This is a genomic window from uncultured Succiniclasticum sp., from assembly GCF_902793885.1.
Lineage (GTDB): Bacteria > Bacillota > Negativicutes > Acidaminococcales > Acidaminococcaceae > Succiniclasticum.
Map to the genome: position 1 here is coordinate 94,132 of NZ_CADBFF010000007.1, position 17,159 is coordinate 111,290.

General features: G+C 50.7%; 11 protein-coding genes. 2 read left to right on the plus strand and 9 right to left on the minus strand.

Going from position 1 to position 17,159, the window contains the following annotated elements; genetic code table 11:
* Positions 1-15: 15 nt before the first annotated feature.
* The 9 genes from ruvX to mscL all read right to left on the minus strand — a co-directional run bounded on the left by ruvX (position 16) and on the right by mscL (position 13,613).
* Complete coding sequence (ruvX, locus tag QZV31_RS05320; RefSeq protein WP_093730515.1) at positions 16-468, minus strand: Holliday junction resolvase RuvX; 453 nt, start codon at positions 466-468, stop codon at positions 16-18.
* Between the two features lie 15 nt (positions 469-483).
* Positions 484-741 (minus strand): IreB family regulatory phosphoprotein, encoded by a 258-nt coding sequence (locus QZV31_RS05325; protein WP_093730514.1) that lies wholly within the window; start codon positions 739-741, stop codon positions 484-486.
* A gap of 141 nt (positions 742-882) precedes the next feature.
* Complete coding sequence (locus QZV31_RS05330) at positions 883-4,416, minus strand: UvrD-helicase domain-containing protein (RefSeq protein ID WP_295358808.1); 3,534 nt, start codon at positions 4,414-4,416, stop codon at positions 883-885.
* On the minus strand, positions 4,409-7,474 hold the full coding sequence (locus QZV31_RS05335) for a PD-(D/E)XK nuclease family protein (RefSeq protein ID WP_295358810.1): 3,066 nt from the start codon (positions 7,472-7,474) through the stop codon (positions 4,409-4,411). The genes QZV31_RS05330 and QZV31_RS05335 overlap by 8 nt, the downstream gene beginning before the upstream one ends.
* 96 nt (positions 7,475-7,570) lie before the next feature.
* The gene (locus QZV31_RS05340; RefSeq protein ID WP_295358812.1) at positions 7,571-9,118 is read right to left on the minus strand and encodes a hypothetical protein; all 1,548 of its coding nucleotides are present in this window, start codon (positions 9,116-9,118) and stop codon (positions 7,571-7,573) included.
* A 126-nt stretch (positions 9,119-9,244) separates the two neighbouring features.
* Positions 9,245-10,570, minus strand: a complete 1,326-nt coding sequence (locus QZV31_RS05345) for a replication-associated recombination protein A (protein ID WP_295358813.1) — start codon at positions 10,568-10,570, stop codon at positions 9,245-9,247.
* A 256-nt stretch (positions 10,571-10,826) separates the two neighbouring features.
* Complete coding sequence (locus QZV31_RS05350; protein WP_295358815.1) at positions 10,827-11,657, minus strand: MetQ/NlpA family ABC transporter substrate-binding protein; 831 nt, start codon at positions 11,655-11,657, stop codon at positions 10,827-10,829.
* 161 nt (positions 11,658-11,818) lie between these two features.
* Positions 11,819-13,051 carry a GDSL-type esterase/lipase family protein gene (locus QZV31_RS05355; protein WP_295358817.1) on the minus strand — a complete coding sequence of 411 codons (1,233 nt, stop codon included), beginning with the start codon at positions 13,049-13,051 and terminating at the stop codon, positions 11,819-11,821.
* A gap of 127 nt (positions 13,052-13,178) precedes the next feature.
* Positions 13,179-13,613, minus strand: a complete 435-nt coding sequence (gene mscL / locus QZV31_RS05360) for a large conductance mechanosensitive channel protein MscL (RefSeq protein ID WP_093730507.1) — start codon at positions 13,611-13,613, stop codon at positions 13,179-13,181.
* A 287-nt stretch (positions 13,614-13,900) separates the two neighbouring features.
* On the opposite strand from mscL, the gene QZV31_RS05365 reads away from it, so the two are divergent.
* Together QZV31_RS05365 and QZV31_RS05370 are read left to right on the plus strand one after the other, a co-directional pair.
* Positions 13,901-15,271, plus strand: coding sequence for a sodium-dependent transporter (locus QZV31_RS05365; protein ID WP_295358820.1), 1,371 nt, complete (start codon positions 13,901-13,903; stop codon positions 15,269-15,271).
* 90 nt (positions 15,272-15,361) lie between these two features.
* Positions 15,362-17,005: a C69 family dipeptidase gene (locus QZV31_RS05370; RefSeq protein ID WP_295358822.1), complete on the plus strand. Its 1,644-nt coding sequence runs from the start codon at positions 15,362-15,364 to the stop codon at positions 17,003-17,005.
* Positions 17,006-17,159: the final 154 nt, after the last annotated feature.

A 17,159-nucleotide genomic window follows, 5' to 3' on the forward strand; every position in this document is an offset into this window, starting at 1 on the left:
CCCGGTTTCCCGTCATCAGCAGTCACTGCCGTCCCGGACCGCTGTTCCGCCTCGCAGCACTTTACTGTCCAGATAGTTTTGCAGTATTACCACGGCGGCCATCATATCGATAACTTTGCGCCGTTTTTTGCGCTGCATATCCGCATCAATCAGGACGCGTTCCGCCGCTACCGTTGAAAGCCGCTCATCCCACAATACAACAGTAACGTCAGCAAAACGGCTTCGCAGTTCTTCCGCAAATGCTTCCGAAAGCTTCGCCCTTTCGCCAATCGTTCCATTCATATTCTTGGGATACCCCAGAACGATCTCTCCAACTTCCCATTCGTTCAGCAGTTCACCAATCCTTGCAAAATCTCGTTCCGGAGATGTCCTTCGTATGGTTTCCACCCCATTGGCTATCATTCCTGTCAGGTCACTGACGGCCACGCCGATGGTCCGGCTCCCTAAGTCCAATGACATGCTTCTCATCAAGATGCCATCCTTTTACTGAAGCGATGTAAGATAACTGTCCAGCAGGGCTTCCACCAATTCATATCTTTCATACTGGCGCAGTTTATTACGGGCATCCTTATAACTGGTAATATAGGTAGGATCGCCGGAAAGCAGATAACCCACCAGCTGGTCTTTGGGATTATATCCCTTTTCTTTTAACGCTTCACAGACTTCCCGGATTGTCTGCTCAACCGGAGTCTTTTCGCGGTTTCTTTTAAACATCATAGTTTCCTGGGATACATTTGCCATTTATACCACTCCTTTTCGCTTACAATGACATACGTTAACAGCTATATCCATAAACTATCTATTTTACCTATCAATTCATATTGTACCACATTTTATCTGCCATAGTGCTTTTTTGTTAATATTTCACTAAAAATTTACTACTCACTTATTGCACATGTAGGCAAAGGGGCAGTAAGGACAGTGCTCCGTATTATGCGCAAAATCGTTTTCCGTTTTCTTTCGGGCAATCTCCCTGCAAACCTTCAGAATCTCCTGCCGATAATCCTGCCCGGGCAGAACCCACTCGCTCCGGTTCCGTAAAAAGTGCAGGGAAGCCCCTGTCACTGAAAGAGAATCTTTTCCTTTAATTTGCAGCAGGCGTTCCAACGCCATCTTGTATAATGCCAGCTGCCAGGCATAACCGTTACGGACTTCTCCTTCCCGGGGCGGCTGTCCGGATTTGTAATCGATAATGACCAGTTCACCCCGGCTGATTTCCGCCACTGCGTCTATGAATCCCGTAATTAAAAAGCGATGTTCCCCATCCTGCAGCTGCACCTGGAATTCGTATTCCGCAAATTTCTGTTTGGAGGCAAAAGAACGGTATAAGTCCGAATGCAGGTACTCGCGCAGCATGGTTTCAGCCTCCTGCGTCAGGTCAAAACGACCGTTGGCCAGTTCTTCTGCCACATCCCGGTAGTACGCCGTCCAAACGGTATCATCCTCCGCAAACCCGTTTTCCATGCGCCATTTTGCGTATTGCTCCAGCACTTGGTGTACCAGACTGCCAAGTACATCAGGCGGCAGGCGCTTCCCCTGCTTTTCCCGGGTATCCAGGGGCGGTATATTTTCAATAAACTGATAATAATACCTTCGGGGACATGTGTCATAAGTATTCAGTGAAGAAGCGGAGAACCGGTTCATCCCACGACCGCCGTAGGTTTCCAGTGGCGCGGCTCCTTCCAGCAGATGCCTTTTCATCTCTTCCGAAAGCTCCGGCACCGGAGAAGCAGACGTATCCCCTTCTCCGGAAACGGTGGAAGGCGCAACCCGGTTTTCTTTCCGCTCTGCCAGGGTACTATTACACTCCAGTCCCTGATCCAGCCAGTTGAGCCAATGGGTTGCAGTAGAAGGATTCTTTGTATCTTTCCGGATACCCGACAGGACCAGCCGGTCTTTAGCCCGGGTCAGAGCCACATACAGCAGGCGGATCTTTTCTTCCTCCTCTTTTGTTTTATTCTCTTCCCGAATCTGCTCCAGCACTTTACCGGGAACCAGTTTGCCTGCCGCATCCCGAAGGGAGATACCCAGGCCCAGCACCGGATGAAAGACTGCATTCTGGTCATCGTTTTGGAACGGTGCATCCAGATAAGGCACGGCAACCAGCGGAAATTCCAGCCCTTTTGATTTATGGACGGTCATCACCTGCACCGCGTCATCTGCCGCCACCGTTGCCGCCGCTTCTTTATTCTTTGCTTTTTGCAGCCGCGTTACCCGGGTTACAAAATCCCGGATACCACCCTGTTTCTGTGTGCTGAATTCGTGCGCCAGCCGGAAGAACTTACGAAGGTTCGCCAGTTGTTCCTCCCCGTCACGCTGCATCGCAAGGATCGTTTCCGGATGCAGCAGGTTCTGCAGTTCCCTGCAGAAATCCGGCAGATTCAGAACAGTGCCGGAAGACAGTATCTGCCTCAGAAGCGTGACAGCCCTGTGCAGGGCCGCTTTTGCCTCGGGAGACAATGCCAATTCTGCGCTCCTCACTCCATCAACAGATTCTGTCAAATCCAAAGACGCTGTCGAATCTAAATCCGTTTTTACCTTCAGCAAAAAGTCCCACAGGGATATTGGTTTGTTGTCTGTCTCCGCCGTCCCGGAATTAGCAGACGTGCCATTCGTTGTTACCGATGTTCCAGATAGCGAAGCCGCCCGGTTTTCTTTATTCATTTCTACCAATGCCAGGTGGATTCGGGTCAAAGTTTCGTCATCCAGCCCCATATAAACGGAACGGAGAACCCCCGCCAGGTTCTGATTGTCGTGGGGATTGACGGCAAAGGAAAACAGGTTTAACAGGTCCTGTACCTCTATCCGGTCATAAAACCCCCGCCCGTCAACCACCGCACAGGGTACCTTGTGCTTCTGCAGGGCCTCTGTCAGGAGTGAAACATGGGTCATGTTCTGCAGCAGGATGGCCATATCATGGTAAGCCAGTCCGGCGCCGTGCAACTCCCTGAGGCGGATAGCCAGCCAATCTGCTTCCGCCCGTCGGGCTTCCTCTGCAGACAGATCTTTGGCATAACAGTGAAGGCAGAACTCCGGTTGCGGTCCGGCCTCCCGGTGAGATTGCAAAGCTTCATAATATACATCCCGGGTCTCTTCCGTTCCCATGAGTTCCGGGAAGACTCCGTTACAAAGCTGCAGTACAGAGTCCACGGTACGGAAATTGTCATTTAACTGGATGAGCTCGCCGCCTGCAGCCGTAATCTCATTCCGAACCCGGGCGAACACACTGACATCCGCTCCCCGGAAGCGGTATATGGACTGCTTGCCATCGCCCACCACAAAGAGACGGTTTCCCTGCAGTATATCTTTGTTACCCCCGCACAGAAGATACACCAGCTGCCGCTGGCGATCATTGGTATCCTGAAATTCGTCAACCATGATGTACCGGAACTGCCGTCTGCATTTGTCCAAAACAGCAGGATGCGTTTCCAGAAGCGCAAGGGCAAGATCTTCCAGATCATCAAACGCAAGAAGGCCCAGCTTTTGCTTTTGCATCCGGATGTTTTCCTGCATCTGCAGCAAAAAGGTTTCCCAGGCCGGCGCCAGAGAAAGCGCTTTCAGGTTAATAGGACGGGACAGCAGAAGGTCCAGCCCTTGTTTGACCCGGTCTATATCGGCCTTATTTTTGCCTGTGCGCTTCAGGCTTTTGCCAACAGCCTGAAAGAGTTCAAGGTTTTCCTGTTTAGTTATATCGGATAAAGCGTTGCGGATTTGCTCCAGTTTAGCTTCCAGTAAAGCCCGGTTGACGGGCGAACAGGCTGACACAAAATCCGGCGTAAGCACGGCTTGCAGCTTTTCCGCTTCCCGGTCTGATTCCGCCACTGCTTCCTGATAAATATGGGCCGTTGTTCCCACAGTAAGCGTAAAGCCTTTCTGCAAAAGAGACACGGTCTGTTCCAGCAGGCTGCGGCTGCCGTATTCATCGCAGAGAAGGCAGGCCGCTTCGTCTTGTTCATGCAGCAGGCGGCGGAGCCTGTTTCTGACTTCGGTTGCCAGAAACTCGTCATGATCGGTTTCTTCCATCACCGTAAAGTCCGGATCCAGACCGCACTCTACCGGATTCGCCCGCAGCAGGCTGCTGCAGAAACTGTGGATTGTACCGATCTGGGCCTGGTCCAGCCCTTTCAGCTGCTGTTCCCAGTAGGCCCGGTCCTGCCCCGCTTCCAGTTTTCGTTCCATTTCCCTGCGGATTCGGTCCCGCATCTCCGCCGCAGCTTTCCGGGTAAAGGTAACCGCCAGTATTTCACGGGGAAGTACGGTTTCTTCCGGATGGGAAGCCCCCCGGCTTATCAGGTACAGGAAGCGCTGCACAAGGACACGGGTTTTCCCGCTGCCAGCGCCGGCAGAGACCGCAACATTTGTATCTATACAATGAATCGCCCTTTCCTGCGCAGGCGTAAACTGCAATTCACTCATGGCGTTCCTCCCCGCCCGGATCCGGCTGTAAAATTCGGTAACGGCAGATTTTCGCTGCCGGGCAGTAAGCGTCACACTTGTCCGTGTGTGTGGGACGGAACCCTCCCTGCCCCATACAATGCAGGGTATCTGCCAGAACCTGTTCCGTTTTTTCCTGCAAAACCGTTATATCGGTAACCGGGATCTTGTTCCCGTCTGTATCCTGCATTTCTGAATAGGTCTGCCAGGGAGGTTTCCCGTCATGCGCATTCAAAAACAGAAAGCTTTCCTTCCGTTCCCCGTCCTTCAGGACATAGTAACCGCCTCCGGTGACAGTGCCGCCCTCTTTGGCAGCCACCAGCCTGTCCGCCGCAAGGATATACAGGGGAAGCTGAAGATTCGTATCCAGGAAATCCGCCTTTTTCGGAGCCTGACTGCTTTTGTAATCAGTTATATAAAATGAGTTGCCGGCTCTGTCGATCCGGTCAATTTTGCCGTTCAGGAAAATGCGCCGCCCGTTGATTTCCAGTGGCATCAGATTAGTGCTGCCACGCCCGAATTCCATTTCGGTAAAGACTGGCCGCAGGGATCCCGCTTCACTGTAAGCGATTTCTTTGTGCAGCCACTGCTGCAACAGGAGGCGCTGCTGTTCCTTGTCATGCTGCCAAAAGTCCCCCGCATAGAGCTGCCCCTGCTCCGCAAACTCATGCCAGGTTTCAGAAAAGAGCCTGTCCAGTTCTGCCTGCAGTTCCTCCTGCCGGCTCGTTTGCAACGGTTCCCCCAGATGATTGCTGATAAATTTTTCCAGCACTTTGTGCAGCAGACTACCCCGCCGGACAGGGTCCATATCCTCTTCCACTTCTTCCGCCGGCTGCTGCTGCCACACATAGCTCACCAGGAACCGAAAAGGACAGCCCCGGTAGGTTTCCAGTTTGGAAGCGCTGAACCGGTCCCCAATCTGCCGTTCCACCTGCCGGAGCAGTTCCGAATCCCCCAGATTGCCGTTCCAGCCTGTTTCGTTGGTAAGCCGTTTCCGGTCGCTGCCACCTGCTTCGGTAATGCCTTCCGCCAACTGCCGCAAAAAGTCTGCCTGCCCTTCCCGGGCCAGCGCCAGTTCCAGTTCCCGGGTCGAAAGGCTGTCAGCGATTTCCCGTTCCGTTTTTTTCACCTGAATCTTCAAATCGGTAAACAGAGACTGTACTTCCGCGATATAAGGGGAAGCGCCCTGCTCATCATCGGTAAAAAATGTCAGTACGAGGCGTTCCGATGCCGCAGCACAGGCATTGGCAAAGAAACGGATATCCTCCCGGTATCCGTCAGCGGAAGAAGGCAGCCCGATACCCAGGGCGGTAAGGTCGGCCCGTTCCCTGTCGCTGTAAAGCCAGTTTTCATGTTTGAAAAGAGGGAATTCGTGTTCCCTCAATCCCAGGACATAGACCTGCCTGAAAGCAGCCTCTTCCAGATTGACGGCTGACAGGACTGCAATCCCTTCCTGATTTTCCGGTTGAAGGTTCAGGGATATACCCTCCGCCTTCTCGGTTAACGCTTCCGTAAAAAGGGCACAGGATAGTTTTTTGTTACCACAGCCCCCGGCAAGGTAATCCTGGGGCAGACTCTGCAAAAGTAAGGTCAGGGCGTCATGGGCACAGGCTATGTTTTTGAAGCCCGTCAGCGTAATCTGCCCTTCTTTATACAACTGACCTGCTTTGACTTTTAACTCTGCAACGGACAAAATGCCGAGGATTTTTTCACAGTATTCCTCTACAGTCGCTTCCGGTTTAAGTTCTGTAAAGGTCTGCCAAAGGTCCTGCAGAGGAGTACAGTCTGTTTTCTGCAAAGCCTCTGTTACAAACGTCTTACAGTCCGTATAGTAATGTGCGTTTGCGATTTCCGTTGCAATCTGGGTAGGAAGCCCCAGGGCAATGCGCTGCAGCGGCTGTGCCAGCAAATCGCTCCAGGCCTCTGCCTGTTCTCTCCCGTGCAGGGAAACGGATGACAACAGCGTAACGATACAACGGAAGACCGGATTGGCTGCCAACGTTGCGCTGCCCCGGAGTTGCGCCGGGATCCCGTATTCATCGCACAGTGCCCGCAGTCCGCTGTAATCTTCCATACGACGGACGACCACAGCCACTTCATCCGCCTTCACCGTTTGCCCGCGCAACAGTTTCTTGATGTCACGCAACACCGCCCGCATCTCTTCCTGACGGTCTTCCGTCTGCCAGATTTCAATGGCGGAATCTGCCGGGACCGGCTTTATTTCCGGAGCACGCAACGTACTTACAAGATGCTGCAGGGACGGTTTCCGTTGCGGCCCTGCATGCAATGTTACCTGTTCCAATACAGCCTGCCGCATCAAATCCCCGTATGTAAACTCCGTAGCACCGTATAATTCAGGCCTTACGGCTTCATAGGGCAATGCGATCCAGACGTCACAGAGCCGGCTGAGGGAACGGATAATGGAAAGCTGCCAGGCATCGAACTGATAGAACCCCATAAAGAACAGGGTGTCCCATTGCAACGCGCCCTCTGCCTGTATCAGTGTTTCCAGTTTTTCCGCCGCCAGCCGGTACATGCCGGCCACATCATATACATCATGGGCAATCAGGTAACGGATATACTCACGGTAAAGTTCTGCCGACTCCCTGTCTTTTTGCCTGTATGAGCCGGAGCGCCCGTCCCAGTGGGCAAACGCATCCGCAATTTCATCCGGTGTAACTCCGCAGCTGCCCAGTTGGTCCATTAAGGACGTGACAGAGCGCAGGAAGCCCTTTTTGGCAATCAGCTTCTCAAAATAGGGAAGCCGCCCCTGTTCCTGTAACGCTTGCAGAATATTCCCCACAATCAGTTCCTGTGCCTTACGGCTGATTCGGCGCACATGTAACCGCCCGCACCGCCGCAGAACCGCATTGGCCAGATAATCAAAATTGACCGCATTAACGCCCTGCATACGGGCTTTCTGTACTAAAACAGTAGAAGATGTAACCAGCATGGAACGTCCGTATTCCTGCTGCAGAGCTTTCGCAAAAAAATCAGAGGAAGCACTGCAGCCTGCCGGTACGCATAACAAATGCAACATAGTTCACCTGTAAAATTCAGTCTTTATAAATCGCTTTAACACATTGGCTCCTTATTGGAGAAACAAGCAATGAGTTTTCAAAGTCTTCTTGTTATTCTAGTTGTTTTTATTATTCTTGCTATTGTTATTCTCTTTGTTGTCCTTCTTCTCTTTGCTGTCTTTGTTGTCCTTATTGTCTTTGCTGTCCTTACTGTCTTTGCCCTTATTACCCTCATGCACCATCATTTCTTTTCCCGTATCGTGATCCATCAACATAATTTTATTCAGATGGAGTTTTCCTCTAATAATACTGAAAGCATCCGTACTGACGGTCCCAAACTGAGTGATGATTTTTACATCATAAAAGCGCAAATCCCTATACCGGTTGCTGAAACGTCCCTGCAGACTGTCGAAAGGAATAAGGCTGTAATGTCCCTTTCCGGATTTAAAATTCCCGGTGGTCAGTGTGCTTCGGGCATTCCCTTTACACTCAAGGCTTATATCCAAATCCACCGGACAGGACAGGTGAGAATTCCGCAAGGCTCTTTTGCTGTCCAGATTCTTTCCGTTTCCGAAGATTCGGTATCTCCTGGTATTCATATCATAATCGCCCCGGGCTGCCAGGGTTCCGCCAAACACTTTTGCATGGACATCCGAAAACCGGAAAATCCCATTGGCATAGTTCACATCCCCGATGATATCTGTAAAATGCAATGCCGGAATATGCAGTTCTTGCATTTTAACAGTTCCCCGGCCCATAGGCCCCGTAACCGGTCCTTCCATTCTGACCACTACCGTCATATTATCATGAACATTCATGCCAAAGCCCAGAGAGGAAGGATCCACATCCCGCAGCGAAACGTCCACATCCAGAACAGGGGTAGCCGGTTTAAAATTAATTTCGCCGTAGATGGACATACCGCCGCCCTGCATGGTTCCGCCAAATTTCCCGGTGGACAGGTCAATATGGGACATCCCGGTCGTATCGAGTCCCAGCTTCATGTTAACATTGTTCAAAACATAATGATGCTTCTTATAGCGGGCAGCCAGCTGACAGTCCTCTAACACAATCACAGACCGCAGCCTGCGGGCGCCCAGGTCAAAATTGATACCATCGTCATCATAAACGTAGTCGTGATCCTCGACCCATTCCGTTTCCAAATCCTGTCCCGTCTTATGTTTCGGATCCTGCCTCGTATTCTTATCTGTCTTCTGCTGTGCTTCCGCCTTTGGCAGACTGATTTTTCCAGGTTTCTGATCAAGAAAATCAACTTGCATATTCTCGTTAAAGCGCACAGAGATTACAGCGTTTTTCAGCGTCAGATGCTGAATGGAAGTTGCTTTAAAACGGCGGGTGATAACGTCCCAGAGACGCACTTGAAAGCTTCCTTCCGGAATATGAAGAATCACATCCCCGTCAGGTTCTTTCCATACTAAATTTTCGAAATTAACATCTCCGGTGATATGGGCCATAAGGGTTTCCACCGTTATGGTTCCCCGCAGCATCGTCTGCTTTTGCATTTCCCGGTTGAAGATGAACGCAGCGCCCCGTCTGGCAAACTGCAGCAAGCCCAGGATGACAAGGATACTGACGATAACGCTTGCAATAGCTGCTGCAACACTGATTTTATGCCGTTTTAAGAAGCTTTTTCCCGGAAATTCCATATTCTTACGTTGCCCCCTAAGTAATTATTGACTGTAAACACCGGTGTAACAGACTTAAAAATCTGCCGAATCCTGTTTTTTCCCAAGCCGGCCCCTGCGTTGGCAGATGACATCCGAGAAAGCGGATCAGATTTTCGCCCCGTGTTTCCGTTTCCATTCTTTAATCTGCTGCAACCGTTCCTTGTAGCGCGCTTCAAATCCTTCTTCTGTAGGCTGGTAGTAGGTTCTTCCCAACAGGGAATCAGGCAGGCACTGCATATTGGTCAGTTTATCTTCCGTATCATGTGCATACTGATAGCCTTTGCCGTAGTTCAGGTTTTTCATCAGTTTGGTGGGCGCATTGCGAATTACAAGAGGAACCGGCTCCGCAATCATATTCAGGGCATCCACCCGGGCTGTATTGTAAGCTACTTCCATAGCATTGGATTTTGGCGCCAGAGACATATACACCACAGCCTCCGTCAGATGCACTGTACACTCCGGCATACCGATAAAATGACAGGCCTGATACGCCGCCACCGCAATTTCCAGCGCCCTGGGATCCGCCATGCCCACGTCTTCGCTGGCAAACCTTGTCACCCTGCGGGCCACGTACAAAGGGTCCTCTCCTGCTTCCAGCATCCGGGCCAGCCAGTACACCGCTGCATCCGGATCCGAGTTACGCATGCTCTTATGCAACGCAGATATCAGATTATAATGTTCTTCCCCGTTTTTATCGTAAAGCAGGGATTTTTTGGAAATACACTGCTCCAGTATTTCTTTGGTCACAACGACCGTGTCGTCCTTCAGGTCCCCGTTCAGCACTACCATTTCCAGAGTGGACAGGGCCGAGCGTGCATCCCCGTTGGCAAAATTGGCAATAAGACGTAACAGATCCTCTGCAATTTCAATTTTCTGTCCGCCAAACCCCCTGGGACTTTGCAGCGCATGGTGCAGCATCTCTGTCAAATCATCTGCCGAAAGAGGCTGCAGCACAAAGACACGGCAGCGGGACAACAGCGCCCCGTTCACTTCAAAAGAAGGGTTTTCCGTGGTAGCACCAATAAGAATGATACTGCCTTTTTCCACAAAAGGCAAAAACGCATCCTGCTGCGCCTTATTGAAGCGATGGATCTCGTCTACAAATACGATGGTCCGCTGTCCGATCTGACGGTTCTTCTCCGCTTTTTCCATCACGACACGGATTTCTTTGATGCCACTGGTAACAGCAGAAAAGTTGATAAATGCCGATTGTGTCATCCGCGCAATGATTTGAGCCAGCGTGGTCTTTCCGACTCCGGGAGGACCCCAGAAAATCATGGAAGAAATTCGGTCCTGCTCGATCATACGGCGCAGCACCCGGCCCCTTCCCAGCAGATGCTCCTGCCCCACATATTCTTCTATTGTTTCCGGCCGCAATCGGGCGGCCAGAGGCTGGCTCACCAAATCGTCAAAAATGCCTGCCTGTTCCATAGTGGTCTACCTCGTTCAGCAGATATATAATAAACTCATTGCAAAACAGTTGTTCGTATTTCATTTTACCATATTCATCGCAAAAAGGAAAGTTCCATGTGTGATTATTTTGCAAATAAATAAAAAAGGCTGCAAGGGAAATACAGCGCAAACCCGTCTCCGATGTTTTGCTTGTGCCTTTTCATTTGCAGCCTCATTAGTAATTAAAAAGTAAAGGAAATGCTGAACAATCAACACTTCCTTAGATATTTTTCTATCAGAACGCAGGAACTACCGCGCCTTTGTATTTGTCCTGAATGAACTTCTTTACTTCCGGCGTCTTCAGCGCTTTGGCCAGTTTCACCAGTTCCGGACGCTTTTCATCGCCGGTTCGTACTGCGATTACGTTAGCGTACGGGGAATCCTTTTCAATGAACAGGGAGTCCTTCACCGGGTTCAGTTTGGCTTCCATTGCGAAGTTGGAATTGATGACTGCCAGGTCGGTGTCATCCAGGGCACGGGGCAGCGTAGCGCTTTCCACTTCAATGATCTTCAGGTTTTTGGGATTCGCTGCCAGATCGTTAGGTGTAGCGGTAATGCCTTTGCCATCTTTCAGTTTCAGCAGACCCGCAGCTTCCAACAGCATCAGGCTGCGGCCACCGTTGGTAGGATCGTTGGGGATTGCAACTTTAGCGCCGTTAGGCAGAGATTTGATGTCCTTGTACTTCTTGGAATAGCAGCCCATGGGTTCGATATGAATCTTATCCAGTACCACCAGTTTCAGATTGCGTTCCTGACAGGTCTTCTCCAGGAACGGAATATGCTGGAAGAAGTTAGCGTCCAGTTCTTTATCAGACAGGGACAGATTCGGCTTTACATAATCCGTAAATTCAATGACCTGCAGGTCTACCCCTTCTTTCGCCAGCTGCGGCTTTACAAAATTCAGCAGTTCCGCATGGGGCACCGGAGTAGCTCCCACTTTTACAACAACTTTCTTATCTGTCTGGGCCGCCGGAGCCGCCGGTTTTTTGCCGCCGTCACCGCCGCATCCCAGCATCAGCATCGATGCCATCGCAACAGACAGTATGCCAAAAATGAACTTTTTCATGTTTCCCACTCCTTCACTAAATTTTAACACCAAAAATATGTGTCGTCTGTGATATATATTCTACCCATCCGATAGGAATATATTAAAAGGCTTTCTCTGTTTTGTCAAGTAAAATGCATCCTGTCATCCCGATATGCATTTGCAGACCGGCCTGCTTCTCTTCAGTTCCACCCCAGCACGGCCCTGGCATAAGCCCGTAGATACAGGGCTATTTTATCATGCCCGCTGGCAAGGGGATGCACGCCATCCAAAGTGTCTGACGGGCCCAGCAACGGTCCACGTGCATTTAAATCAACAAAATACACATTGGTATCTCCCGCGGCCCGTAATTCTGCAACCGCACCGCCCATACCCGGCACCGAACGCCGGCTGGTCACAATGTTGGAAGGGGTCATGCAGAAAATCACGGAATTGGGACGGAACTGCCGCAATTTCAGAACAAGCTCTTTATACTGTTCTTTAAAGTAAGCATCCGACGGACGGTTCACTTCATCGTTAAAATCATTTTCCCCATAGGCCAGGATCACCAGATCCGGATCGTCCATCTGGTTACTCCAGCGCGGTTCCTTCTGACTATAAAAAGCCCGTTCAATCTGTTCCCCGGCATGCATTGCATTATAGGGGGGCTTTTCTTCATTATTACGTACAGCCCCTTCCCCGGAGGAAGCCACCAGACTCCAGTCGGCGTTCAACATACGGGCCAGCCGGGGACCAAATGCCAGATAACTGCTTTCCCGCTGGAAGTAATCCCCTTCCGGATAAATAAACGCACCGGCTGCAACAGAGTCGCCGATAATCTCAATGCTGCGGCGCCGGGGAGCTTTCTGGACCGGCGGGGTTACCGGTGCGTTAGCGTTTTTCTTACTCACCGTCTTTTTCCCCACCGTCTTGTTATGAGTGGGTTTTCCTGTTCTGGCAGCAGTACCCGAATGATTCGCATTGCCCTGTACGGCTGTGGGAACACTGACCGCCGGTGTTTCACTTTCCCCGATAAAATAGAAGCCCCGCAGGATAGTTACGCCCCGCATGCCTTCCGTATCCCGGATCATAAACAGGGTATGTTTTCCCATGGGCAGATTCTGGAACAGTACGTTCATGCCCATCTGAACCTTAAAGCGGATCAGAGGACCATCGTCCAGCTTTTTCAACCACCAGCAATCCCCCTGGGAATCACTGTACATCTGTACCTGCACGCCGGTCCCTTCAAACTGGGTTGAAACGACCACTCCGCCCCGCCCCGCATAGAGGCTGCCGTTGTCTGCCGGAATCCAGCGCCCCATGGTTTTAATCCGGGGACTGGCAGCCGGTATAAAACCGGCCGCAGCCGTGCCACAAAAAACCAGCCCTGCTGCGAGCAGGGCCAGCACCATACGAAAAATAGTCTTGCTTCTCATTTTTCCTGGAACTAACACAAAAATCACCTGTAAGAAGTACAGACGGAACGACCGGCACAGAACCATAGCCGTACCGGAACCAGCCGGCACTTCCTGATTAAAAGAATATCGGATAACGGAGCATCAATCAGTCCAACTGGCTTGTGCAGTGCGGGCAACGGGTCGCATCATCCGCAATTTCACTCTTGCAGTACGGACAGGTACGGGCCGGAGCCGGTTCCTCTGCCGGTTTGCGCATACGGTTGATCTGCTTGATTACCACAAAAACAGCAAAGGCAACTAACAGGAAATCAATAACCGTATTAATAAAAGAGCCATAAGCAATAACAGCCGCGCCGGCCTTTTTGGCTTCTGCCAGGGTTGCGTAGTTCTTATCCGTCAGGTTGATGAACAAATTGGAAAAGTCCACATCACCCACCAGCTTGCCTAAGGGCGGCATCACGATATCATTTACAAAGGAAGTCACGATTTTGCCGAAAGCGCCGCCGATCACAACGCCAACTGCCATATCTACAACATTTCCGCGTACTGCAAATTCTTTAAACTCACTGTAAAAGCTCATTCTTATTCCTCCTTGCATTTCAAAACACCGATTTTGAACATATCGGATATTATTCTATCAATATAGAAAAATATTCTATTAGTTATTAAACCACATCAAGGTTCATTAGTCAATAAATACCTTGTGTTTCTCCGCTTTTCATACTATAGTGCCATCCCCCTCCATTGTCACGAAGCTACCTTTCAGTCAGTATTTTATACTATTTTTAAGATAGTATTTACTTTTTTTGTGACAACTTGCTATAATAGAGGATAATAGCAATAACAGATTTATGCGGGAGGCATATTATGGAACGAGGAACCTTTTCAACCCGTCTGGGCTTCATTTTAGTATCGGCAGGCTGTGCCATCGGTTTAGGCAATGTCTGGCGCTTTCCTTTTATCACCGGCAAATACGGAGGCGCATCCTTCGTACTGATTTATCTTTTCTTTCTGGCAATCCTGGGGCTCCCCATTATGGTTGCCGAATTTGCCGTAGGCCGGGCCAGCAAGCGCAGTGCGGCGCTTTCTTTTGACAAATTGGAACCCAAGGGAACGAAATGGCATCTGTATAAATACGGGTGTATTTTAGGCAACGCCATGCTGATGATGTACTACACCACCATCACCGGCTGGATGTTCTATTATCTTTACAAAATGGTAACAGGCGCCTTCGTGGGTATGGCTGCCAAAGATATCGGCGGCGTACTGGGCGGTCTGGTTTCCGACCCCGTCACCATGATCGGGTACATGGCTCTGGCCGTCATTCTCGGTTTCGGGGTCTGCTATCTGGGCGTAGAGGCCGGCGTGGAACGGATCACCAAATTTATGATGACCTGCCTGTTGTTCCTTATGATTGCATTAGCCGTCAATTCCGTCATGCTGCCCGGCGGGGAAAACGGCCTCGCCTATTTCCTGCAGCCTGATTTCAGCCGCCTCACCAAATACGGAGCCAACGAAGTCATCTTCGCCGCCATGGGCCAGGCGTTCTTTACACTGAGTCTGGGTATCGGCGCCCTGGCTATCTTCGGAAGCTACATTGGAAAAGAGAAACGGCTTACCGGCGAAGCCATCTGCGTAATTTTGCTGGATACCTTTGTAGCCATCATGAGCGGTCTGATTATCTTCCCGGCCTGCTCGGCATTTAACGTGGATCCGGGTGCGGGGCCCAACCTGCTGTTCATCACGCTGCCCAATGTATTCAATCATATGGCGGGCGGACAGTTCTGGGGCTCCCTGTTCTTCCTGTTCATGACTTTTGCCGCCATGTCCACGGTCATTGCAGTGTTTGAAAACCTGATTGCCTGCATCTGCGACCTGACCGGCTGGGAACGCAAGAGCGTTATTAAGATGGGTACGGTTACCATTATTGTATTGTCCCTGCCCTGTATTTTCGGTTTCAACATCTGGAGCAGCTTTCAGCCTCTGGGCAAAGGTACCGGTGTGCTGGATCTGGAAGACTTTGTGGTCAGCAACAACCTGCTGCCTTTGGGCAGTCTGGTTTACCTTGCCTTCTGTACCAGTCGTTACGGCTGGGGCTGGGATAATTTCATCAAAGAAGCGGACACCGGAAACGGTGTGGCCTTCCCCAAATGGCTGCGCTTCTATCTGACGTACCTTCTGCCGTTGGTTGTATTGTACATTTTCGTGCAGGGCTACATTGCAATCTTCGGACACTGATGTCCGGCTCATGCCACTGATTCACTTCCGTAAGGCTTCATTTTCCTATTTTTTACATATCATTATTTCAGAAAAAAGGAGGCGAAAAATATGTTAAAAAAGATTGTAGCGGGAATGACATTATTATTACTTATGAACGCAAGCGTCGACGCATGCACGATCATGTTAGTAACTAAAGGCGCGTCGGCGGACGGAAGCGTGCTGGTTTCACACTCCAATGACGGGTTCGGCATCGATTGTAACGCAACTTTCGTTCCGGCAAAGAAGCATCCGAAAGGCAGTCTCCGTCCCATTTATCCTGCTGCCTCAGCGCTCGGCGACATGCCGGACTATAATTCTTTCGAACACCCGTATCTTGTGGCTCCGGAGCGGGGAGAGGGTTACAACTACCCCGGCAGGCCTCACACGAAACCCATCGGCCACATTCCGGAAGCAGAACATACCTATGCTTACATTGACTCCTCCTACCCCATTGTAAATGAACACGGCGTAATGCTGGGCGAATGCACCGATTTGTCCAGCCATCTGCCCGAAGCGCCTTTTAAAAACGGAACCGGATTATTCTATGCAGATGAACTGGGGCGCGTTGCTCTCGAGCGCAGCAAGACGGCCCGGGAAGCGGTTAAACTCATGGGCAGCCTGATTGATGAACACGGTTTGTGGGGTACTGCAGAAACCCTGATCGTCGCAGACAGAGAGGAAGGATGGGTGTTTGAGATGCAGCCTGACCCTGAAGGCAAAGGCGGCTTCTGGATCGCGGAACGAATTCCCGACGGACACTTTTTCATAGCGGCAAACCAACTGCGGATCCGCGGTATTAAAGAAGGCAGCGAAGATCAGATCTTTAATCCGAATCTTCCCAAGCGCTTTAAGGAACTGGGCTGGGCTGTGTACGATGAGCAGGGTAACATGGACTGGGTAAGATCCCTTAAGGCAGGCGAATATAACCATCCGTATTATTCCTTACGGCGCGTATGGCGCGGCCTGAGCACTGCAGCTCCGTCGCTGAATCTGTCGCCCGCAGCGGAAAGCTGGGACTCAAAGACATACCCTATGTCTGTCCGCCCTGACAAAAAGCTGACCGTCGCCGACATTATCAGCCTGCATCGCGATTACTACAAAGACACCGGGTTCGATAAGTCAAAAAGTCCTCTCGCAGGACTGTACGGTTCCCCTTACCATTACGAGAGCGAAAAAGGCGAGCGCGGCATCTTATCGGCAAAAACCAGTTACACGTATGTAGCCCAGCTCAACGATAAGCTTCCTTCACCCGTTGTCTGGTACTCAACAAATGAACCGGGCACGAACCCTTTTGTCCCCTTCACCCTGGCGGATCTGCCCGAAGCATACAGCAAAGCCCTGCGCGACACCTATGACGACTCAAAGATGTACTGGGCATCAAATCACGTCATGGCGCTGACGCAAGGCTATTATAACATTATGTACCCCACCGTCCTTGAATCGATCCGTCAGTCGGAAGAAAAATCCCTGCAGCTTGTCAACTCGTCCCAGGGACTCTCTAAAGAGAAATTCAGTGAAGCCCTCAACCAGAACGCAGTTAAGATTTTCGACGACTGGACAACACTTTACAAGAAGCTGCTGGCAAAATACAACGGCGGCGCAGGCGTCCGCTATGAAAAATTACCTACCCCTGACACTCCGACTAAGTACGAAGGAAATAACGGCGCGGAGAATGGAAAGTTCTTCCCGACCAACTCGTCCAGAGAATCCTGACAGAACCGGAACCGCTTCAGACGAACATCCACAGTCAGAAAAAAACAGCTTGCCGTTTTGAACCGCTCCCCGTCAAGAGGACAATGAAATAAAATAAAGTTTTGAGACGCTGACGATTTCGTGTTGTCAGCGTTTTTCTTATGCAGCAAGATAT

Bases quoted from the DNA above. Each gene is read 5' to 3' on its own strand.
- ruvX (WP_093730515.1), bottom strand. From the start codon at position 468: ATGAGAAGCATGTCATTGGACTTAGGGAGCCGGACCATCGGCGTGGCC.
- QZV31_RS05325 (WP_093730514.1), bottom strand. From the start codon at position 741: ATGGCAAATGTATCCCAGGAAACTATGATGTTTAAAAGAAACCGCGAA.
- QZV31_RS05330 (WP_295358808.1), bottom strand. From the start codon at position 4,416: ATGAGTGAATTGCAGTTTACGCCTGCGCAGGAAAGGGCGATTCATTGT.
- QZV31_RS05335 (WP_295358810.1), bottom strand. From the start codon at position 7,474: ATGTTGCATTTGTTATGCGTACCGGCAGGCTGCAGTGCTTCCTCTGAT.
- QZV31_RS05340 (WP_295358812.1), bottom strand. From the start codon at position 9,118: ATGGAATTTCCGGGAAAAAGCTTCTTAAAACGGCATAAAATCAGTGTT.
- QZV31_RS05345 (WP_295358813.1), bottom strand. From the start codon at position 10,570: ATGGAACAGGCAGGCATTTTTGACGATTTGGTGAGCCAGCCTCTGGCC.
- QZV31_RS05350 (WP_295358815.1), bottom strand. From the start codon at position 11,657: ATGAAAAAGTTCATTTTTGGCATACTGTCTGTTGCGATGGCATCGATG.
- QZV31_RS05355 (WP_295358817.1), bottom strand. From the start codon at position 13,051: ATGAGAAGCAAGACTATTTTTCGTATGGTGCTGGCCCTGCTCGCAGCA.
- mscL (WP_093730507.1), bottom strand. From the start codon at position 13,613: ATGAGCTTTTACAGTGAGTTTAAAGAATTTGCAGTACGCGGAAATGTT.
- QZV31_RS05365 (WP_295358820.1), top strand. From the start codon at position 13,901: ATGGAACGAGGAACCTTTTCAACCCGTCTGGGCTTCATTTTAGTATCG.
- QZV31_RS05370 (WP_295358822.1), top strand. From the start codon at position 15,362: ATGTTAAAAAAGATTGTAGCGGGAATGACATTATTATTACTTATGAAC.